This window comes from Streptomyces mayteni (genome assembly GCF_054783955.1).
In genome coordinates, this window is record NZ_BAAGPR010000110.1 from 1 (window position 1) to 20,792 (window position 20,792).

Genomic DNA, 20,792 nt, shown 5'->3' on the forward strand with positions numbered 1-20,792 from the left:
GTCGGCCCGGCCGGCGGCCAGCAGCGCCGGCACCGCCTCCCTGGCGAGCGCGGCCAGCGCGGCCGCGGGGGCGGCCGCGTCGAGGGCCAGGTCGAGGGCCCGGCCCGCCCGTTCCGCGGCCGCTTCCGGGTCGCCGCCGCAGCCGTCGGCGACGGCCAGGCAGCGCAGCGCCCACGGGTTCGGCGCGGCGGCGAACGACCGCTCCCAGCTGCGCCGCGCCTGCGCGCGGTCGCCGGCGTGCCACTGGGCGACGCCCAGGTGGTAGTCCGTCAGCGGGCCGCCTGGCGCGCACTCGAGACGGTCCCGCCAGGCGGGCGAGACCAGCGAGGGGCCGGGCAGCGAGGGGCCGGGCACGGCGCCGGCCGCCGGTTCGGGGAACCGGCCGGCGTCGAGCAGTTCCAGCCAGGGCCGCTGCTCGGATCCGAGGGTCCCGGGGTCGAACGGGGTGCCTGGCAGTTCGTGGCCGCCGCGGGCCACCTCGAGGGCGCCCCAGCCCGAACCGACGTGCAGGGTCTCGGTCGGGGCGTGGTCGGCGTGCGGCAGCCAGGCCGCGTAGGCGGCGTCGAGCGCGGCCGCCGGCAGCGCCTCGGCCAGCCGCTCCTCGGCCTCGGCGCGGGCCCGTACCCAGTCGGCGCCGTGTGTCGCGGCCGGGTCGGCGGCGAGCGGCCCGTACGCCTCGACCCAGCTCAGCTCGGCGCCGGCCGGCAGCGGCACGTGTTCCAGTTGGGTGCGGGCGAGCCCTGACTGGATCTCGGCGTAGCCGCCGGTGCCCGGTTCGGTCAGCCAGCGCTGCCAGCGCCGCCCACCGGGGCCGGCGCCCCAGACGAACAGCTTGCGGCCGCGCAGCGCCGCCGTGGACGTCTGCACCAGTCCGGTGCCGGTCTCGTCCAGCGCCGCGATCCACTTCCGAGCGGCCGCCGGCACCTCGTAGAAGTGGTCGGCGGGGTACGCGCCGCGCAGCGGGAAGCTGTGGTCGGTGCCCTCCCAGCGGGGGGCGGGGATGAGGCGCAGGGCGCGCTCGTAGCCGAAGTGCCAGGTCTGCTCGGCGGGGACGAGGACCCGGGTGCCCTCGGTCTCCGGCACGGCGGTGTTGGACCACCAGTAGACGGGGACGGTGGTCTCGTGCGGGTTGCGGATCCGGATGCCGGCGTGCAGGAAGTCGGATCCCTCGGGCAGCCACAGGTCGACCTGGAACGGGGTGTCGCGCAGCCGCTCCCACTCCCACAGGCGCAGCATCGGGCCGCCGTCGGGGGCGGGGACGACGGCGGCGTGCAGCGGGGCGCAGGAGAGGGTGGTGTGTCCGGTGGCGCCGATGTTCCACTCGATGCCGCCGGAGAACCAGGCGCCGTTGAGCGCGAAGTCGGCGGGCTGTAAAACGGGGTTGGTGTAGAGCAGTTCGCGTCCGGTGGGCTTGTGCAGGAGCGAGTGGACGCGGCCGCCGTAGCCGGGGAGTACGGTGGCCCGCAGCCGGTCGTTCTCGATGACGATGACATCGACCGCGGTGGGGACGCGCTCCCTGGTGTAGCCGTCCCTGATCCGGGTGGGCAGCACGGTGGTGAGCGGCGCGTAGCCGATCTGGCGGGCCATCTCGGGGGGCAGCGTAGCCCGTTGCTCCTCGCTGACGCGGTGCGGGTCGCGGCGGGGCAGCAGCGGGGGCAGCGGGTTCTCGGGGCCGAGGGCGGCCGCCGGGAGGGTGCGGGTGTCGCGTCTGATGGTGGTGGTGCCGCGGCCGGTCGCGCCGGTGCCCTTCTCCGCCGTGGACGCAGCCCGTGCCGTGGATGCCGCCATGCTCGCTCCCCGTGTTCCCGTCGCGCTCCGAGCGCCGCCGGTCGGCCGCGTGATCACCATTGGACACGTTGAGCCGGTCGGGTGAACAGGGGGCGAGGTGGCCGTGGCGGGTGGCTAGGGCCTGTCTTCCGGATCTTCGTGGGGCCGCGACGCCAGCTACGGCACCTCGCTGCGTTACCCCACGCCGCGGAGCGGCATGTCAGGCGCCGCGCGCGAATACGGCCACGTATGAGCTGCGCCGCGGTCGATGTGCGGCTCCGCCGCGTGGGGCGCCTTGCGCGAAGCGAACGGGGGCACTCCCCCAAGCACTCCGTGCAGGGGGCACCCCCACCCAGGCCGCCAGGCCTGGGGGAGCACTGCATCTGACGCCGCGGCCTGATCCACGAAGACCCAAAAGACAGGCCCTAGCCGCGGGCGCGCCGCTTGCGGCGGTGGTGGCTCCAGAACATGCCGGCGAGCATGCCGAGGATGGCGGTGCCGAGGAGCACCACCCACAGCGGCAGGCGCACCTCGGGGATCAGCAGGTGGACCTTGGTGGTCCTGGTGTTCTGGAAGATGAAGACCAGGACGAGGACGCTGATCAGGGCGGCGACGACCCGGCTGGTGTTCCAGAAGCCGGGCCCCGCCGGGCGCCCGGCCGCCGTGTCGGTGCCGGCGCCGGCGCCGCCGCCGGGCGCGGGGTCGTTCGGCCCTTGGTCGTTCGCTTCGGGACTCATGGTTCCAGCATGCGAGCGGGCCCGGGTTCTCGCCCGTCGGCCCGCCCGCCGCGCCCGACGGTCAGCGGATGGGGATGGTGACCGTGGACTGGTTGCCGGTGCCGAGCGTGCTGGCGCCGTTGCCGATGGCGTTCCACACCTCGACGCGGACCCGGCCGTTGCTCATGTCGCCCAGGCTGCCGGTCGACGAGGTCAGGCCGGCGGTCTGGGTGTAGTGCTCGTAGCCGGGCACCGGGTCGGTGGCGAAGTACCGGTAGGTCTCCACCCGGTCCCAACTGCCGTCGCTTGTGCGGTCGTAGGAGACCCGCACCTGCGGCCCGTTGGCGACCGTGGTGCCGGCGTCGACCAGCAGGTCGAAGGCGGTGGAGCCGCCGGTGTAGGCACCGGTGACGCCGTTGGCGGTGAAGGTCTGCGGCTGGTACGGGGTGCCGTCGCGGTTGACGCCGCCGGCCGAGGCGAGCGTGGCGCTGCTCGCGGAGCCGCCTGCCGAGCCCAGGGTGTTGTCGCCGCGCAGGTGGAGGGTGCCGCCGCCGGTGGGCGGTGGGGTGGTGCCGCCGCCCCTGGTCCAGACGGCGACGTAGTCGACCAGCATCGGGCGGCCTGGCACGGTGCTGGCGACGGGGGTGGCGCGGCCGGCCACGCCGTCCGGGAAGGCGCCGCCCATGGCGACGTTGAGCAGGATGAAGTAGCCGGCGTGGCTGGTCATGTTGGACCAGGTCGTGGCGTCCATCTGGGCCTGGCTGACCGAGTGGTAGAGCTGGTCGTCGACGTACCAGCGCAGCTCGTTGGGGGTGACGCTGCGGTCCCACTCGAAGCGGTAGGTGTGGAACGCGGACTGGCAGCTGGCGCCCGGGCAGGCCCGGCTGTTGCCGAGGCCGTTGTTCTCGTTGCAGGGGCCGCCGGGCGCGGTGCCGCAGTGCAGGACGCCCCAGACGGAGTTCAGCCCGTTGACGTTCTCCATGACGTCGAACTCGCCGATGCCCGGCCAGTTCCAGTAGTTGCCCCGGTAGGGCGAGCCGAGGGCCCAGAACGCGGGCCAGTAGCCGAGGGCGGCCTCGCCCGTGACGTTGGGCATCTGGATGCGGCCCTCGATGCGGAGGGTGCCGCCGGCGGGGGCCGTGAAGTCGGCGCGGCGGGTCTCGATCCGGGCCGAGGTCCAGTTGCCCGCGCCGTCGCGCAGCGGCGTGATGCGGAGGTTGCCGCTGCCGTCGAGGCTGAGGTTGTCGGGGGACGAGGTGTAGTTCTGGATCTCGCCTGTGCCCCAGTTGGCCGGGCCGCCCGGGTAGGAGTGGCCGGTGTCGATCTGCCAGTTGGTGCTGGAGGGGAGCGAGCCGGCGGCGCCGTTGAAGTCGTCGCTCCAGGCCAGGTTCCAGCCGGCGGGGTTCGGCACGTCCCCGCGCGCCGGGGAGGCGCCGGTGACCGAGGCGAGCAGCCCGGCGACGAGCAGCAGGCAGACGCCGGCTAAGCGGGTGACGGGCGCGGTCGCGCGCGCCGGGGAGTGGATCGAGCTCATGCGAGCGCCTTCCGGTGGGGGATGACGGGCGACTGAGAGCGCTCTCAGACAGTCTCTCGGCCCCTCTTATAAGGCCCACCACCCGACCCGTCAACGCCCGCAGCAGCGCGACGAGTCGACCTGCGGCGGCCCGGCCGGCGGGCAGTGCCCCACCGACCGGGCCGGCCGCCGGGCCCGAACCTAGGCGTAGACGCGCTCGACGAACTGGGCCAGCTGGTCGTCGGTCAGGGTCTTCGCCAGGTCGGCCTCGCTGATCATGCCGACGAAGCGCTTGTTCCCGTCGATCACCGGCAGCCGGCGGATCTGGTTGCTCTCCATCTCCTGGAGCACGTCGTCGACGTCCGCGTCGCTCGCGATCCAGCGCGGGGTGCCCTCGCACAGCTCCCCAGCCGTGATCTGCGACGGGTCGCGGCCGGCGGCGACGCACTTCACCACGATGTCGCGGTCGGTCAGGATGCCGCACATCCGCTCGTTCTGGTCGCTCACCGGCAGCGCCCCCAGCTCGTGCTCCCGCATCAGCTGCGAGGCGCGGTCCAGGGTCTCGGTGGCGGGAATCCAGTGGGCGCCGGGGCTCATGATGTCGGCGGCCGTGGTCATGGCGTCCCTCCTCGTTCGGGTATGTCCGCATTGCTCTCCCGCCATCCTCTCCGCTCTCGCGGCCGCCCGCCATTCGGGCGACCTGGCGGCCGACGAAAACGACCACCGATCACAGAGTGTCACGAGTCACTGACAGTCGGGTCAGCTCCGGAGCTCGAGCGGCGGCACCCCGGCCCCGGCGTCGAAGCCGAAGACCAGTGCGTAGAGCGCCAACTCCGCCTCCACGGCCCGCCGGATGGTCTGCGCGCGGCGGAAGCCGTGCCCCTCCCCCGGGAAGGCCAGATAGGCGTGCGGGACGCCGCGCCCGGCCACCGCGGCCAGCATCCGCTCGGCCTGCACCGGCGGGCAGATCACGTCGTCCAGCCCCTGGAGCAGCACGAACGGCGCCCTGACCCGGTCGGCGTGGTTGACCGGCGAGCGGTCGCGGTAGCGCTCGGGCACCTTGTCGAGCGGCCCGATCAGGGACTCCAGGTAGTGGGACTCGAAGTCGTGGGTCTCGTCCACCGCCCAGCCGGCCAGGTCGAGGATGGGGTAGCTGATGGTGCCGCAGGCGAACCGCCCCTCGGCGGCCGGCGAGACCAGCGCGGCGGCGGTCGTCCAGCCGCCGGCGCTGCCGCCCCTGATGGCCAGCCGCCGTGGATCGGCGGCGCCCTCCTCGGCGAGGGCGGCCGCCACCGCCGCGCAGTCCTCGACGTCGACCACGCCCCAGCGCTCGCGGAGCCGGTTGCGGTAGGCGCGGCCGTAGCCGGTCGAGCCGCCGTAGTTCACCTCGGCGACGCCGATGCCGCGGGAGGTGAAGTAGGCGATCTCCAGGTCGAGTACCAGGGGAGCGCGGGAGGTTGGCCCGCCGTGCGCCCAGATCACGTAGGGCGGCCGCTCGTCCGCCGGGCCCACGGTGCCCGGGTGGTGCGGCGGGTAGAGCTGGGCGTGGATCTCGCGGCCGCCCGGGCCGGTGAGGACCCGGGCCCGCGGCCGCGGGTGGTAGGCGGGGTCGACGGCGTCGTGGTGGGGTTCGGCGATCACCCGGGTGTGCCCGCTCGCGGTGTCGAGGCAGACGATCTCGTGGTGCCGGTGCGGGGCGGCCGCGATGCCGGCGACCCGGGTGCCGCGCACGGCGAGCGCCGGCGACCACTCGGTCCAGGGCCCGGCCGCGTCGGCCAGTTCGCCGGTGGCCGGGTCGAGGATGCCGAGCCGCGCCGTGCCCCTGCCGTGCACGACGGCGATCGTGCCGTCGGCGAGCGGCGCGAACCAGCGGTGGCCCAGCTTCCACAGGGCGTCGCCGAACTCCTCCTCGCGCGGGCAGAGGTTGACGGCGTGTCCGGTGTCGGGGTCGACGCGGTGCAGGTTCCACCAGCCGGAGCGGTCGGTGACGGCCAGCAGGGTGCCGTCCGGTGCCCACTCGGCCTGGACGAGGGACTCGTCGGGGCCGCCGGCGATGGTGCGGGCGTCGGTCAGCAGGCCGTCGGCGGCGATCTCGGCGAGCCGCAGTTCGGTGCCGTCCCAGGGCATCCGCGGATGGTCCCAGGCGAGCCAGACGGCACGGCTGCCGTCCGGCGAGGGGCGGGGCCCGGTGACGAAGCGGTGCGTGGCGGCCGTCAGTTCGCGCACCAGGGAGCGGTCGTCGGCGGCCGATCCGTCGAGCGGCACGGCGACCGGCACCCGGCGCACGTCCCCTGGTCCCTCGCCGGTGAACTCCTCGAGCACGCACCACACCTCGTCGCCGTGCGGCACCGGGTCGGCCCAGCGCAGGCCGCCGCCGACGGCCGAGACCGGGGTGAGGGGGCGGGGCGCGGGGGAGCCAGGCGCGTCCGGCTCGAAGGCGTGGAGCCGCTGGTCGGCGAAGTGCGTGAAGACGATCAGCGGTCCGCCGGCGGGCCGCGGGATCCCGGCCCAGGGCACGCCGCCGTACTCGATGACGCGGCTCCGCGCGTTCCACGGCGGCGGCAGCACGCACTCGGCAGGCCCGCCCTCGGGCCGCAGCCGCAGCAGCGCGCGCCGCCCGCCCTCCTCGGGCCGGGGCGCGGTCCACCACAGCTCGTCGCCGACCGCGCCCAGGTACTCGGGCTTGCCGTCGTGCGCGGCGACCAGGGCCGCGTCGACGGGCGAGGGCCAAGCGCCGTACGGCGTCGGTTCCGGTGCCTGGGACATGCGGCCTCCTCGGGGAGAGCGGTCAGATCGCCAGCAACGCGCGGTCGAGCACGCGGATCCCGAAGCGCAGCGCGGCGACGGGCACCCGCTCGTCCACGCCGTGGAACATCGCCTGGTAGTCGAAGCCTTCGGGCAGCCGCAGCGGCATGAAGCCGTAGGCGGTGAGGCCGAGCCGGGAGAACTGCTTGGCGTCGGTGCCACCGGTCATGCAGTAGGGGACAACGTGCGCGTCCGGGGCGAAGTGCCGCAGCGCGTCGGCGAGCACGGCGTAGGTGGGCGCGTCGAGCGGCGCCTCGAGCGGGATCTCGTGGTGCAGGTACTCCCAGTCCACGTCGGGCCCGGTGAGCCGGTCCAGGGTGGCGGCGAACTCCCGGTCGCCGCCTGGCAGCACCCGCCCGTCGACGTGCGCGGTGGCGCTGCCGGGGATCACGTTGACCTTGTAACCGGCGTTCAGCATGGTGGGGTTGGCGCTGTCCCTGACGGTGCCGGCGACCAGCCCGGCGGCCGGCCCCAGGGCGTCGAGCAACGCGTCGACGCCGCGCGCCAGTTCGGCTTGGTCGGTGGCGTCGAGGTCGGGCAGCGGCAGCCCGTGGGCGGCGGCGAGCTCGGTGAGCGCGGCCCGCACGGTGGCGGTGAGCCGCACCGGCCAGGCGTGTTCGCCGATCCGGTTGACGGCGGCGGAGAGCCGGGTGACGGCGTTGGCCTGGTTGATCTTCGAGCCGTGTCCCGCCCGGCCGCGGGCGGTGAGGGTCAGCCAGGAGGTGCCGCGCTCGGCGGCCGCCACGGGGTAGAACCGCCGGCCCTCGGCCGCGTGGAAGGTGTAGGCGCCGGACTCGCCGATGGCCTCGGTGCAGCCCTCGAACAGCTCCGGCCGGTTCCTGACGAGGTGGCCGGCGCCGAACTCGCCGGTGTCCTCCTCGTCGGCGGTGAACGCCAGCACGATGTCGCGCCGGGGGCGCACGCCGGCGCGCGCCCAGGCCCGCACCACGGTGAGCACCATCGCGTCGGAGCCCTTCATGTCGACCGCGCCGCGCCCCCAGACGACGTCGTCGACGATCTCGCCGGCGAACGGCGGCACGCTCCACTCGGTCGCGTCGGCCGGCACCACGTCGAGGTGGCCGTGGACGAGCAGGGCGTCGGCGCCCGGGTCCGTGCCGGCGATCCTGGCCACCACGTTGGTGCGGCCCGGGGTCTTCTCCACGACGACCGGCTCGATACCGACCTCGGCGAGCGCCGCCGCGACGTACTCGGCGGCCGGCCGCTCGACGCCGTCTCCCCCGCCCCGGTTGGTGGTGTCGTGCCGGATGAGGTCGGCGGTGAACCGCACCACCTCGTCGTCGGCGAGCGCGTCGAGGTGACGCGCGTCAACCGAGGGGCCCGGGTGGGTGATCCGGTCAGCCATACATCTCCTCCACGGCGGCGGACACCATGGTGGTGACGGCCTTGAAACAGCGGATTCCCTCGTACATGGTGGGCGCGGTGAACGCCACCCGGCGCACCTCGGTCTGCTCGACCCCGGGCACCAGGGTGGCGGCGCCGGCGAGGTGTTCGGCGTCGAACTCGACCTCGATCACCCGGTCCCTGGGGCCGGCCGGCTCGTGCCGGACGGCGAGCCGCACCGCGTCGGCCGCGGCGGCCCGGATGTCGGCGGCGGTGCGGGCCGGGGTGCGGCAGACCGCCGCGTACCGCGAGACGTAGTCCTTGACGGCCACGGTCCTGGCGTCCGGCGCGTAGCCGCCGGCGTCGGCGCAGGCCAGGTCGTCGCCGGTGACCAGCACCACGGGGGTGCCGTACTCGGCGACCACCAGGGAGTTGAGCAGCCCTTCGCTGGCCCGGACGCCGTCCACGAAGACGCCGGTGAGCGAGTTGCCGAGGTAGGTGTGGGCGAGCACCCCCTCGGCGCCGGCGCCGGTGTGGTAGCCGACGAAGGCGATGCCGTCGACGTCGCCGTGCTGGACGCCCTCCACCATGCTGAGCGCCTTGTGCCGGCCGGTCAGCAGTTGGGCCCGGTCGTCGAGTTGTTCGAGCAGCAGGTTGCGCATGGTCATGTGCGCCTCGTTGACCAGCACCTCGTCGGCTCCGCCGTCGAGGAAGCCGAGGATCGCGGCGTTCACGTCGGAGGTGAACATCGGCCGGCAGCGCTGCCATTCGGGCGTGCCCGGCAGACAGTCGGCGGGCCAGGTGACGCCCGTGGCCCCCTCCATGTCCGCGGAGACGAGAATCTTCGTCATGCCGCGTCACGTTACCCGGTGTAGCCGACGACCAACCAGTTTGACGGCAGTTCGACACGGGTGCCGTCCGGCTCGTGGACGGTGGTGGCCAGCGGCAGCCGGCCGCTGGCGAGGACGGTGAGGCCGCGCCCGGTGAACAGGGCCGGCACCGCCTCGTCGGGCATCTCCATGGGCGAGATGCCGTGCGCGAAGACGGCGGCGAGCGCGGGGGGCGGCCCGGCCGGGCGCCTCATCAGGCCGCCAAGCACCTCCTTGGCGGCCCGCGCCGGCTCGACCACGAACGCCCGCCCGCGGTGGCCGAGCAGCGTGGCCACGCCGTCCGCGATCCGCGCCCGGTCGTCGGGCGCGGCCTGGTGGAGCACGCCGCGCAGGTACACGTGGCAGTCGCCGCGCCCGCCGCGCCCGCCGCGGAAGGCGGCGACGGCCGGCCCGTCCGTCAGGTCGAGTACCTGGTACTCGGCGTCACCGCCGGCGTCGCGCGCCAGCTCGACGGCGGTGGGCGACAGGTCGACGCCGACGACCGGGCCGCGGTGGCGCTCCGAGAGCCACCTGGTCTGGGTGCCGTTCCCGCACCCCGCGTCGACGAGCGGCGACCCGGCGGTCAGCTGCCGCTCGAACAGCGGCAGTTGCCGCCCCACCACCAGCTCGGGCGGCGCGTCCCAGAAGACGCTGTCCCGCTCCGCCGGAGCGTCCGCCCAGAACCCGTCCCAGCCCACGTCGACCCGCACCGTCCCGCTCCCTCCGCCGCGCCGTCCCGCCAGACGTCTTCCCCCACGCGCGCCGACTACGCCGCCGGTGCCCCCGCGGCGGTGAGGGGTTCTCCCCCACCCACCCGCCCTTCCCCCCGCGCTCCGCGCGACCCGGCCCTGCCGGGCCCCGCCCGCGGCGGGCCGACGGATGCGGCACGACCGCGGGGGCCCGGCCCTGACGGGCCAGGGCCTGCGGCCCGCAGGCGGGCGGAACCAGCTCCCGCAGGCGGCCGGTTGGATACGGCACAGCCGCGGAGCCCTCACCAGGGGGCCACAACGCCACCCGGCCACTGGCCGGCACGTCGCGGCTCCGCCGGCGGCCCTTCCTCCGCGCTTCGCGCGACAGCCGGGCCCTGGCCGGCTACGCCGCCGGGCCGTTGGCCGGCAGGCCCTGGTGAGCCCGGCCCGGCGGCCCGCTCCCGCAGGCGGCCGGTTGGATGCGGCACGGCCGCAGAGCCTCCGGGCACGGGCGGCTACGCCGCCCGGCCGTTGGCCGGCAGGCCGTGGCTCCGCCGTCAGCCCTCCACCGCGCTTCGCGCGAGAGCCGGGTCCGGCGGCCGCCGCGCGGGGAAGGGGGTGGGGGAAAATCCGCGGTCAGTCCCAGCTGAAGTCGTCGCCGAAGTTGAGGGTGTGTTCGAGGACGTCCTCCATCGGGTCGTCGATCTGGCCGATGTTGATCAGTGCGAAGCCGGGCGCGTGCAGTGACCCGTCGGCCCGGGCGGGGTCGGCCGCGAGGCCCGTGACGCCGGCGATGCCCGCGCCGGCGATCGCCCATCGGCCCATGTTCCTTACCAGCCTGCCGCTCATCGCGCGCTCCTCAGCTCCGCTGCCGGGTTTCGCCTGCTCATCGCCCCCGGGCGTCAACGAGTCACGCCAAATCACCCGATCGAACGACCAAGGGGCCCGCGCTGCTCCCGCAGGCCGAGTTCGAACCAGACCGTCTTGCCGCGCCCGGTGCGCGTCGTGCCCCAGGCCCTGGCCAGCCGGCTCACCACGTGGAGCCCGCGCCCGGCGTCGTCGAGTGGCGTGCAGTCCAGCAGCACCGGCAGCTCGTGGCCCTCGTCGGAGACCTCGCACAGCAGCGCGTCGGCCCGCACCAGCTTGAGCTCGACGGGGCCGCTCTCGCCGTGCCTGACCGCGTTGGTGACCAGCTCGCTCACCAGCAGTTCGGCCGTGGAGCGCACGCCCTCCAGCAGCCCCCACGCCGTGAGCCGCTCCCGCACCACGGCCCTGGCCCGCGGCACCTCGCCCCGGTTGAGGCCCAGCCGCCAGGTGGCGACGTCGTCCTCGGCGATGCCGTTGAGCCGGGCCATCAGCAGCGCCACGTCGTCCTTGCGGTCGTCGGGCGCGGTGGAGGCGGCCAGCGCGCGGATGATCGTGTCGCAGGCCGCGTCCATCGAGGCGGCCGGGTGCGCGGCCGACTCGCACAGTGCCGCGAGGCCGGCGCCGATGTCCTGCCCGCGCACCTCGACCAGACCGTCGGTGCACATGACGAGCCGGTCCCCAGGCCTGACCGGCACGGTCACCGCGGTGAACGCCACCTGACCGACGCCGATCGGCGCGCCGGTCGGCAGCTCCAACAGCTCGCTCGACCCGTCCTCCGCGCGCACCAACACCGGTGGGATGTGGCCGGCGTTGGCGATCCGCAGCTCCGAGCGGACCGGGTCGTAGACGGCGTAGAGGCAGGTCGCCAGGTAGTGGTCGCCGAGCCGCTGCGCCAGGTCGTCGAGGCTGCGCAGCAGCTGCGCCGGGTCGGTGTCGAGCGCCGCCATGGTCTGCACGGCCGTGCGCAACTGGCCCATCATCGCGGCCGAGTTGAGCCCGTGGCCCATCACGTCGCCCACGACCAGGGCGGTGCGGCAGCCGGGCAGTCTTATGGTGTCGAACCAGTCGCCGCCGACCCGGCCGAGCCGGGTGCCTGGCAGGTAGCGGGTGGCGGTGTCGCAGCCCGCCATCCGCGGCTCGATGCGCGGCAGCATGCTGTCCTGGAGGGTGTCCGCGACGTTCTCCTGGTACGTGTACATGCGCGCGTTGTCGAGCACCAGGCCGGCGCGGGCGGCGAGTTCGGCGCCGGTGACGCGGTCCATGTCGTTGAACTCGACCCTGCCCCGGTGCCGCAGCAGGATCATGAAGCCGAGCACCACCTGCCTGGCCTTCAACGGCACCACCAGCATGGAGCGGTGGTTGATCAGCGGGCTGATGTCGCGCTTCTCGAACTGGGCGGCGATCATGTCGCCCATCTGCTCGCTGATGTACGGCACCAGCACCGGATCGCCGGTGGTCATGCACTGGAAGAACGGGGTGTTGGCGGGGAACGGCATGGACTCGCCGACCGGCACCACGTCGTCCCAGCGGCCCGGCTCGTCGTTGTGCTCGACGGCCACCCGGTGCCACATGGTGCTGGTGTCAGGCGGCCCGTCGGGGAAGCCCTCGCCGGCGACGACCTGTTCGCGGAGGTAGGTGCCGGCCACGTCCGTGAAGCGGGGCACCACGGCCTCGCTGACCTCCTGGATGGTGCGGGCCAGGTCGAGGGAGGAACCGATGCGCCCGCTCACCTCGTTGAGGAACTCCAGGCGCTCCCGCACCGCCGCGTACTCCAGCTCGGAGGCCAGCTCGGCCTCGGCCGCCGCGGCCCGCTCCTCGTCCGCCGCGGCCCGCGCCTCGCGGGCGGCGCGCTCCAGGCCCTCGCGCCGGACCACCCGCTGCTTCACGCCCCAGTCGGCGGTGACCGGCACCCGCGCGTGGCGGCTGAACTCCAGCACCGGATAGCCCTGTTCGAGGACCTGGGCCGCGATGTGGCCGGCCTCCTGGGGGCTCATGCTCGGCATGATCTCCGGCAGCCGCTTGGCCAGCTCGTCGGCCTCCTCGAACCGGGTGTACGGCGCGAAGTCCGGCGAGACGCGGTCCTCGGCGGTCGGCTCCTCCTGCTGGGCCGCCGCGCCGTCCGCGGCGAGGACCAACACCCGTGCGGCGCCGGGGCCGTTGAGCGGATACGCCCACCACAGCACGTCGCGGGTCTCCGCGAAGATCGGGTCCTGCGTCCAGAACCGCCCGGCCAGCGGCTGGGCGAACTCGACGGTGTCGGTGCCGAAGATGAACTCGACCTGCTCCTCCGGGTCCAGCGGACCCGAGCCGTTCGCCGCCCCGGCGGCCTCACCCTCCGCGCCCGGCCCCGGCCCCGACTCCGGTTCCCCGGCCATCACGGCGGATATCGGCATGATCTCCGCCGCGCGCCGGCCGACCGCGTCCTCCCGCTCGATGCCGAACAGCCGCCGGGCGCCCGCGCTCCAGTGCGAGATCTCGCCGGCGCCGTCGACGACGACCACCGCCAGCGGAATCCGACCGGACACGGCGGCGGTGGGCGGAGCCTGTTCGTACTGTGGGTGGTGGTGTTCCGGATCGGGGGCCACCATCTCTCCTTCCCGGAGGGAGCGTTCACCACGGTACGCCCCGCCGGGGTCCCGGCGGGGGTCAATGGCCAAGGTGGTAGTGCGCCCGCGCGTTCCCGCGCCCGCGCGACGGGGCGCACGCCCTCCAGCCGTCCCTCCAGCCGTCCCTCCAGCCGCCCCTCCAGCCGTGCCTCCAGGCCATCCCGTGCGGCCGGACACCGGTCGAGCGGGCGCCGCGATCTTCACCCGAACGGGGGAAACCGGCCCGTTCCGTCCCCTCACCCGGACGGCCCACGGCCGAGCGCCCGGCCGCCCCGGCTCGCCTGGCCGCGCCCCGGCCGCTCCCCGGTTGCGACGGCCGCCCCACCAGGGACGCTGCCTGTGAGACCAGGCCCGCGGCGCGGCCACGCGGCGCGGCACCGAGAGGAGTACGCCGATGACCACGCTGTCCCGCCCGCCCTCCAAGATCCTGGAGCCGGCCGCCCAGGAGCTCGCCGACGCGACGGCCCCCCATCCCCGCATCTACGAGGTGCCGCCCGACCAGGGCCGGGACATCCTGGCCGGCCTGCAGAGCGGCGAGGGGGTCACCAAGCCGGCGATCGACGAGTCGTGGGTGACGATCCCCGGCGGCCCGACCGGTTCCGTTCGGGCCCGGATCGTCCGGCCGCGCCACGCAACGGGGCCACTGCCGGTGATGCTCTACATCCACGGCGCCGGCTGGGTCTTCGGCGACGAGAACACCCACGACCGGCTGGTCCGCGAACTCGCGGTCGGCGCCGAGTGCGCCGCCGTGTTCCCCGTCTACGACCGCTCCCCCGAGGCCCGTTACCCGACCGCCGTCGAGCAGAACCACACGGTCGGCCAGTGGATCGTGGAGGAGGGCGCCAAGCACGGCCTCGACCCGTCCCGCATCGCGGTGTGCGGCGACTCGGTCGGCGGCAACATGGCGGCAGTGTTCGCGCTGATGGCCGCCGAGCACGGCACCGTCCCGCTGCGCGCCATGGTGCTGCTCTACCCGGTCACCGACGCGGACTTCGAGACCGGTTCCTACCGCGAGTTCGCCGAGGGCTTCTACCTCACCAGGGACGGCATGAAGTGGTTCTGGGACCAGTACCTGCCGGACACCGCCCAGCGCACCGAGCCCTACGCGGCCCCGCTGCGCGCCTCGATCGACCAGCTGCGGGGCCTGCCGCGCACGCTGGTGATCACCGACGAGGCCGACGTGCTCCGCGACGAGGGCGAGGCGTTCGCCGCCAAGCTGCGCGAGGCCGGCGTCGACGTCACCGCCGTCCGCGTCGAGGGCATGGTCCACGACTTCCTGATGCTCGACAGCCTGCGGGACTGCAACGCCACGGACGCCGCCCGCCGGCTCGCGATCGACACGCTGCACACCGCGTTCCACGACTGACGCGGGCGCGCCGGAACGCGGAGGACCGGCGTGGCTTCCCCAAGCCACGCCGGCCACGGCCTGCCAGCGGCCGTTTTCCCCCTACGAGCGACGATCACCGACTGCACGGCAGCCGCCACCCGGGCACCGCCCGCGCCGCGCGGTTGGATCCACGGCGGAGGCGGTCGTCATGGACGTGGCGGGGATGCACCCCATCGGTCCCACCCCGGAGCCCTTCGGACCCCTTCACTATTGCGAGGCGGCCCCGGGCTCGTCCATGCTGTTGCGCCAGGGGGCAAAAGCCCAGCTCACGTGGGGGGACCACAGTGCTGCGCATCCACTTCTCCGATGCCGACCTCTCCAGAACGCGAATCGCGTCGACTCCGGACCCGCTCTGGGAGGTCGCGTCCAGCCTGCACCGATTACAGAGTCGCACCGGGCGCTGGGCATACGCCGGCTGGTACCGGGCGACCCGCGCGCGGCTCGCGGAACGCCGCCTCGACCGACTGGTCAGGGACATGCTGGTGCCGCTCTTCCCACGCGCCGCCTACTTTCCGGACTTTCTGACGCCCAGCCAGTCGGAGCACGGCCTGGCCGCCGGGCTCGAAGGGATCGCCGCCGTGCCGCCGCACCGGGTGGCGCACGAACTGCGGTTGCTGGAACGGCGGGTCGGGGCGCCGCCGTGGATCCGGCGGCTGGCCGACCGGCGCGAGCGGCGCGAGCTGCTGACGGCCATCCGCGTCTACCACGACGTGGCGCTCGCCCCCGGGGACGAGGTGGTTCGCGCCCGGATCGACGCCGAGCGCGCGGCCCGGGCCCGCGACGTGCTCGACGGCGGGGTGCACGCGCTGCTCAGGAGCCTGGGGCCGACGATCCGTTGGGAGCCGCCGGTGCTGCACGTCGACTATCCGGCCGAGGAGCGCGAGCTGCGGCTCGACGGCCGTGGTCTGCGGCTCGTGCCGTCCTACTTCTGCTGGGGTTCCCCGGTGAGCATGTTCGACCCGGAACTGCCGCCCGTCCTGCTCTATCCCCTGTTGCACGAGCCCACGGTGCGGCGGTCCGAGGCGTTCGAACCGCTGGGCGCCCTGCTCGGCCGCACCCGCGCCACGGTGCTGCGGGCGGCGGCGGCCGGCGCCGGTGCCACCACCGGGGAGCTGGCCCGCGCGGCCGGCGTCTCGGACTCCTCGGCCAGCCGGCACGCCTCGGTGCTGCGCGACGCGGGGCTGCTCAGCAGCACCCGGTACACCAGCAGCGTGCTGCACACCCTCACCCCCGCCGGCGCGGCGATGCTCCGCGCGCAGCGGGCTCGGCACGCCTGACCTCGGCCCGCGCCGGGCCGGGTCGGGCCCGGCGCTGCGAGAGGTAGACGCCCAGCATGACGACGGCGGCGCCGAGGAGTTGGACGGCGCCGGGCCGCTCGCCGAGCAGGGCGAGCGACAGCACGATGGTGATGACGGGCACCAGGTTGATGAAGCCGGACGCCCTGGCCGCGCCGAGCAGGTGCACGCCCTCGTTGAAGAAGAGGTAGGCGAGGACGGAGGAGCCGACGGCCATGAAGGCCATGCAGCCGATCAGGGTCACGTCGAGTTCCGGGAAGCGCCGCAGGTCGGTGAGCCCGTCGCGGTCGAGCAGCAGCCACGGCACCAGGCCGAGGGCGCCGTAGCAGAAGATCAGGCAGGTCTGGACGGTGGCGTCACCCCGTGGCGCGAAGAGCTTGAGCAGGAAGTTGTAGAGCCCGAAGCAGACCGTGCTCAACAGCAGCAGGATGTCGCCCCAGTTGTAGTCCGCTTCGAGGATCGCGTCCGGCGAGAGCCGGGTGATGATGACGACCACCCCGAGGTAGGAGACGAAGAAGCCGACGGTCTCCAGGCGGCTGGCACGCTCCCGGCCCGCGGCCACCCCGAGCGCGAGCGTCACCAGCGGGATGGTGGCTTCGAGCAGCGCCGCGTTGAAGGCCGAACTGGCCTGGAGGCCGCGGAAGTAGAAGTAGTAGCAGAGGGTGACGCCGATCAGGCCGAGGGCGGCGTACTGGAGGTGCTCGCGTAATCCGGCCCGTAGCGAGAGCCGCATCAGCGGGACGATGGCGAGCAGCAGCACGGCCGCGCCGCCGAACCGGAGGAAGGTGGTCGAGGCGGGGCCGAGTTCGTCCATGACGAGCTTTCCCGCGATGGCGGAGCCGCCCCAGAAGAAGGCGGAGGCGCCGAGCTTGAGATGGATGAGTCGCATGGCGGTCCTCGCGCTCAGGCCGCCGTCGCGTACCAGTCGGTGGGCCCGGCGCCCAGCAACGGCCGGTACTCGGTGGCGAGTCGGCGGAGCCGGAACAGCATCTCGTCGGTGTATCCGACGACCCTGGCCCGGTCGGGACATCGCCTGCCGGCCGAGGCGACCAGTCCTTCGATGGCCTCGGCCGCGAAGGCGCTGGTCAGCCGCTGGATATCCCGGATGTCCCGGTCGAGGCGGCGGGTGATCCCGGAGGCGACCGGCTCGCCGGCGCGGAAGTCCCGCACCCGGGCCACGTCGCGGAGCCGGCGGGAGAGGAAGTCCTCGAGCCGCCCCACGTACGACGTCTCGGAGGTCTCGGTCAGCAGCTCGTACAGGGCCCGGGCGCCCGGGTCGAGGAGGGCGTAGTTGAGCACGTCCCAGACGGCGCGCCGGGGTCGGGTGATCATGTCGTCGCCCAGGCGGATCCCGGGCAGCGTCTCCACCCGGGAGCAGAGGTTCCACAGCGTGCACAGGCCCAACCGCTCAAGGAAGGTGACGGTGTTGGCGATCTGCGGCAGCGTGACCGACTGGTGGAAGGTGATCACGCCGTTGGTCGAGCCCGAGACGCCGGCCCGCCGGAACTCCTCGAAGGCCCGGATGGAGGCGTTGGCGTGCACCTTCTTGTTGTAGACGTCGAGCACCTCGTCGTCGCCGGCCTCCAGGCCGAGGTAGGTGCTGACCATGCCGGCGCGGCGCAGCCGCCTGATCAGCCACCGGTCGTCCTGGCTGGTGAAGTCGAAGCTGTCGGAGCGGACGAACACGTCGAACGGCACGCGCAGTCCCCGCCGTTCGAGTTCGTCGCAGAGCGCGACCGCCCAGGCGCGGCTGGCCGGCGACCTGGTGACCCAGGTGGCGTCGTAGAACCGCAGCAGCAGGTCGTGTTCCGCGAGCCGGGGCCCCAACTGCTCGATCTCGTCGGCGATGTCGGTGGCGCTCCGGTAACGCATGCCCTTGGTCTCGTTGCCGAGGAAGCGGTTGGCGTTGCAGAAGGAGCAGGGGAAGGGGCATCCGCGCTGTCCCAGGATCCCGATCTCGATCGGGATGCCCTGCGCCAGCGCCTGGTCGGCGACGTCCCGGCTGGCGAACGGCAGTTGGTCCAGGTCGGCCACCGGCGCCCGGACGGGGGTCCGCACGCAGCGGCCCTGTTCCCGGTCCCAGTACGCGATGCCGCGCTCGCCCCTGACGTCGCGGCCGGCCCGCAGGGCGTCGGCCACCGCGAGGAACCCCGCTTCGCCCTCGCCGCGCACCACGAGGTCGACGCACGCGTACGCACCGAGCACCCCGTCGTCCAGGTAGGTGACGTGCTCGCCGCCGAACACCACGGTCGGCGCCCCCGTCATCTTGAGCAGCTGCGCCACCTTCAGGGCCGGCTTCAACGTCGCGTAGTTCACGCTGAATCCGACGAGCTCGGCGCCCTCGCCCGCGATCCGGTGGGCGACCTCGCGGTCGGTCAGCCGGTGCACCCGCTGGTCGACCAGGACGACGTGATGCCCCCGCTCGCGCAACGAGGCGGCGATCAGGGCGAGTGCCAGGTTTTCGTGGAACCCGTAGATCTCCCGCATGTCGTCGTTCTCGGTTTGCGGGTTCACCAACGCTATCTTCACATCTGCCCCTTTTTCCGGGATGGTCAGTCCTCTGAGGGTCGATCTTCACAGCGCGCTCGGGTGATCAACCCACAGCGCCTCGGCACGGTCAAGCGTTCGAACAGCATGGCGAGTGACCGCCACCGACCGGGCTCGTCGCGCTTGCCCTGGAGAGCACTCCAGCTCGTAGCGTCGCCCCGAACGCGACACAGAGGGGAACCCCGTGCGATACACACTCTTCGGCAGGACCGGCCTGCGGGTCAGCGAACTCAGCCTGGGCGCGATGACGTTCGGCGAGGACCTGGGCTGGGGCGCCGACCAGGAGACCAGCGGGCGGCTCCTCGACGCCTTCGCGAACGCCGGCGGCAACTTCGTCGACACCGCCAACCTCTACACCCGCGGCAGCTCGGAGCGGATCCTCGGCCAGCTGCTCGAAGGCCGCCGCGACGAGTTCGTGCTGGCCACCAAGTACACCTGCCCGACGGTCGAGGGCGACCTCAACTCGGGCGGCAACCACCGTCTCTCCCTGGTCCGCACCCTGGAGGAGAGCCTGCGCCGGCTGCGCACGGACCGGATCGACGTCCTCTGGGTGCACGCGCGGGACAACTTCACCCCGGTCGACGAGGTGATGCGGGCCCTGGACGACGTGGTGCGGAGCGGCAAGGTCCTCTACGTCGGCGTCTCCAACTGGCCGGCCTGGGAGATCGCCCAGGCCAACACCCTCGCGGAGCTGCGCGGTTGGACGGCCTTCGCCGGCTCGCAGCTCCACTACAACCTGCTGGAGCGCACCGCGGAGGCCGAACTGCTGCCGCAGGCCCGCGCCTTCGACCTCGCCGTGCTCGCCTGGAGCCCGCTGGGGGCCGGCAAGCTCACCGGCAAGTACCGCACCGGCACCACCGGCCGGCTGGCCACCGGCGGCCGGAGCGCCACCGAGGACGAGCGGGAGGCCGCGGTCATCTCGGCGGTGCTGGAGATCGCGGAACAGGGCGGCTGGAGCCCCGCCCAGGTGGCGCTCGCCTGGCTGCGCGCCCGGCCGGGCAACGTCATCCCGATGATCTCGGCCACCAGGGAGAGCCAGCTCGCCGACAACCTGGCCTGCCTGGACGTCGAGCTCGACGCGGCCACGCTGGAGCGGCTGGACGAGGTCAGCGCCGTGCCGCACGGCTACCCGCACGGCTTCATGCGCGAGCCGCAGGTGATCCGCAACGTCTACGGCGAACAGGCAGCCGGCATCGTGGACCGCCGCTCCACGTACCGCCGCACCCTCACCGACGTGCGTTGAGGCGTTCCGCCGCGAGTAGCACGGGGGCAGCATTGGAGGTATGAAGACCAGCATGAGCCTCCCCCAGGACGATCTGGTCTTCATGGACCAGTACGCCGCCCGCACGTCAGCCGCCTCACGTTCCGCCGTGACACACGCCGCGATCGACGTACTGCGTGCGGCAGCTCTGGAAGCGGACTACGTTGCGGCCTTCGAGAAGTGGTCCGACAGCGACGACTCCGCGATCTGGGACCAGGCGACAGGGGACGGGCTCACCGGTACGTCGAGGTGACATCTAGCTGATCGACTTCGAGCCGGCTCGGGGCAGTGAGGCGAAAATGGCCCGCCCCGCCGCGATCATCTCCAACGACGCGGCCAATCGGGCCGTCGAGCGGAGCGGTCGAGGCGCGGTCACGGGTCCGGAATCGCCTCGGCTCGATTCCGCGGCAGCGCATGAGCGAGTTCGACGCGGCGCTGCGCACCCACCTGGCGCTGTGAGGCGGGGCGCAGCGCCCCGAGCGGAGCCTTCGGCCGACACGCGTGAGCCCCGCCCCGGCGGCAGGGCCCGCGTGTCGGCTCACTGCCCCTACTCCCCCTTCTCCATCTCCCTCGCGAGGTTGGCCAGAATTCGGTCGTAGATTTCGGTCAGTGCCCGAGGTGCGAACCGGCGCTCGAAGAAGCCGCCGATCCCACCCGCGCCCTCCCACGCGGTGTGCACCCGCACACGCGCCCCCTGCCCGCCGTCACCCGGCGTTACCGTCCAGGTCGTGACGAGGGTGGAGTTGCGGTCCTTCTCGATCAGCGTGTTGTCCTCGGGCTCGGTGATGTCGAGCAGGAGCTGGCGAACCCGCCGCGACGTCGGCTGAAACCTGAGGTGGAGGACGGTGCCCTCACCGTCGCCGCCATCCCGCACCTCGTACTCGGAGAAGTGCTCGGTGAGCAGCCTGGGGTGCACGTCCTGGTAGTCCGCGATCGCGTCGAACACGTCGTTCGGCTCCGCAGCGATATCACGTTGCGTAACCGCCTCAACCAACGCCATGCCAATGCTCCTGCCGCCGTAGGGGACTTGGGCGGCCAGCCAATCACCCCCGCACGCCGAGGCCCAAATCTGGCTTGACAGCATCTATTCGAACATGTGTCCTATTCGTACGGCACGGACGAGTCGGAC

Annotated in this window: 17 protein-coding genes; 4 read left to right on the top strand and 13 right to left on the bottom strand. The window is 73.5% G+C overall.

The genetic code is table 11. The features are described 5' to 3' along the window. From ACYVPE_RS32490 to ACYVPE_RS32535, 10 genes are all read right to left on the bottom strand, one after another. A partial coding sequence (locus tag ACYVPE_RS32490) for a DUF5107 domain-containing protein (protein WP_461037371.1) occupies window positions 1-1,788 on the bottom strand: 1,788 nt, incomplete at its 3' end. Between the two features lie 404 nt (window positions 1,789-2,192). Then, window positions 2,193-2,504, bottom strand: coding sequence for a LapA family protein (locus ACYVPE_RS32495; protein WP_461037372.1), 312 nt, complete (start codon window positions 2,502-2,504; stop codon window positions 2,193-2,195). A 61-nt stretch (window positions 2,505-2,565) separates the two neighbouring features. Continuing rightward, window positions 2,566-4,017, bottom strand: coding sequence for a glycoside hydrolase family 16 protein (locus ACYVPE_RS32500; protein WP_461037373.1), 1,452 nt, complete (start codon window positions 4,015-4,017; stop codon window positions 2,566-2,568). A 180-nt stretch (window positions 4,018-4,197) separates the two neighbouring features. Then, window positions 4,198-4,614, bottom strand: coding sequence for a CBS domain-containing protein (locus tag ACYVPE_RS32505; RefSeq protein WP_461037374.1), 417 nt, complete (start codon window positions 4,612-4,614; stop codon window positions 4,198-4,200). 141 nt (window positions 4,615-4,755) lie between these two features. Continuing rightward, window positions 4,756-6,762, bottom strand: a complete 2,007-nt coding sequence (locus ACYVPE_RS32510; RefSeq protein ID WP_461037375.1) for a S9 family peptidase — start codon at window positions 6,760-6,762, stop codon at window positions 4,756-4,758. 22 nt (window positions 6,763-6,784) lie between these two features. Continuing rightward, a complete protein-coding gene (locus tag ACYVPE_RS32515) occupies window positions 6,785-8,164 on the bottom strand; it encodes a M20/M25/M40 family metallo-hydrolase (protein ID WP_461037376.1) in 1,380 nt (459 codons plus the stop codon). Continuing rightward, window positions 8,157-8,993 carry a M55 family metallopeptidase gene (locus tag ACYVPE_RS32520; RefSeq protein WP_461037377.1) on the bottom strand — a complete coding sequence of 279 codons (837 nt, stop codon included), beginning with the start codon at window positions 8,991-8,993 and terminating at the stop codon, window positions 8,157-8,159. The genes ACYVPE_RS32515 and ACYVPE_RS32520 overlap by 8 nt, the downstream gene beginning before the upstream one ends. Before the next feature lie 11 nt (window positions 8,994-9,004). Then, a complete protein-coding gene (locus ACYVPE_RS32525; RefSeq protein ID WP_461037378.1) occupies window positions 9,005-9,721 on the bottom strand; it encodes a class I SAM-dependent methyltransferase in 717 nt (238 codons plus the stop codon). A gap of 615 nt (window positions 9,722-10,336) precedes the next feature. After that, the gene (locus tag ACYVPE_RS32530) at window positions 10,337-10,549 is read right to left on the bottom strand and encodes a hypothetical protein (protein ID WP_461037379.1); all 213 of its coding nucleotides are present in this window, start codon (window positions 10,547-10,549) and stop codon (window positions 10,337-10,339) included. Between the two features lie 71 nt (window positions 10,550-10,620). Further along, window positions 10,621-13,155, bottom strand: a complete 2,535-nt coding sequence (locus tag ACYVPE_RS32535; protein WP_461037380.1) for a SpoIIE family protein phosphatase — start codon at window positions 13,153-13,155, stop codon at window positions 10,621-10,623. 412 nt (window positions 13,156-13,567) lie between these two features. On the opposite strand from ACYVPE_RS32535, the gene ACYVPE_RS32540 reads away from it, so the two are divergent. Then, window positions 13,568-14,539, top strand: coding sequence for an alpha/beta hydrolase (locus tag ACYVPE_RS32540; protein WP_461037381.1), 972 nt, complete (start codon window positions 13,568-13,570; stop codon window positions 14,537-14,539). Window positions 14,540-14,844: 305 nt separating this feature from the next. Beyond that, on the top strand, window positions 14,845-15,837 hold the full coding sequence (locus ACYVPE_RS32545) for an ArsR/SmtB family transcription factor (protein WP_461037382.1): 993 nt from the start codon (window positions 14,845-14,847) through the stop codon (window positions 15,835-15,837). On the opposite strand, the gene ACYVPE_RS32550 is transcribed toward ACYVPE_RS32545, so the two are convergent. Together ACYVPE_RS32550 and ACYVPE_RS32555 are read right to left on the bottom strand one after the other, a co-directional pair. Then, window positions 15,785-16,744 (bottom strand): DMT family transporter, encoded by a 960-nt coding sequence (locus tag ACYVPE_RS32550; protein ID WP_461037383.1) that lies wholly within the window; start codon window positions 16,742-16,744, stop codon window positions 15,785-15,787. The genes ACYVPE_RS32545 and ACYVPE_RS32550 overlap by 53 nt on opposite strands. A 14-nt stretch (window positions 16,745-16,758) precedes the next feature. Next, on the bottom strand, window positions 16,759-18,369 hold the full coding sequence (locus tag ACYVPE_RS32555) for a B12-binding domain-containing radical SAM protein (protein ID WP_461037384.1): 1,611 nt from the start codon (window positions 18,367-18,369) through the stop codon (window positions 16,759-16,761). A gap of 217 nt (window positions 18,370-18,586) precedes the next feature. Between ACYVPE_RS32555 and ACYVPE_RS32560 the strand changes: the two genes are divergently transcribed. After that, the gene (locus ACYVPE_RS32560) at window positions 18,587-19,645 is read left to right on the top strand and encodes an aldo/keto reductase (protein ID WP_461037385.1); all 1,059 of its coding nucleotides are present in this window, start codon (window positions 18,587-18,589) and stop codon (window positions 19,643-19,645) included. A gap of 40 nt (window positions 19,646-19,685) precedes the next feature. Beyond that, complete coding sequence (locus tag ACYVPE_RS32565) at window positions 19,686-19,916, top strand: antitoxin (RefSeq protein ID WP_461037386.1); 231 nt, start codon at window positions 19,686-19,688, stop codon at window positions 19,914-19,916. A gap of 294 nt (window positions 19,917-20,210) precedes the next feature. On the opposite strand, the gene ACYVPE_RS32570 is transcribed toward ACYVPE_RS32565, so the two are convergent. Further along, complete coding sequence (locus ACYVPE_RS32570) at window positions 20,211-20,663, bottom strand: SRPBCC family protein (RefSeq protein WP_461037387.1); 453 nt, start codon at window positions 20,661-20,663, stop codon at window positions 20,211-20,213. Window positions 20,664-20,792: the final 129 nt, after the last annotated feature.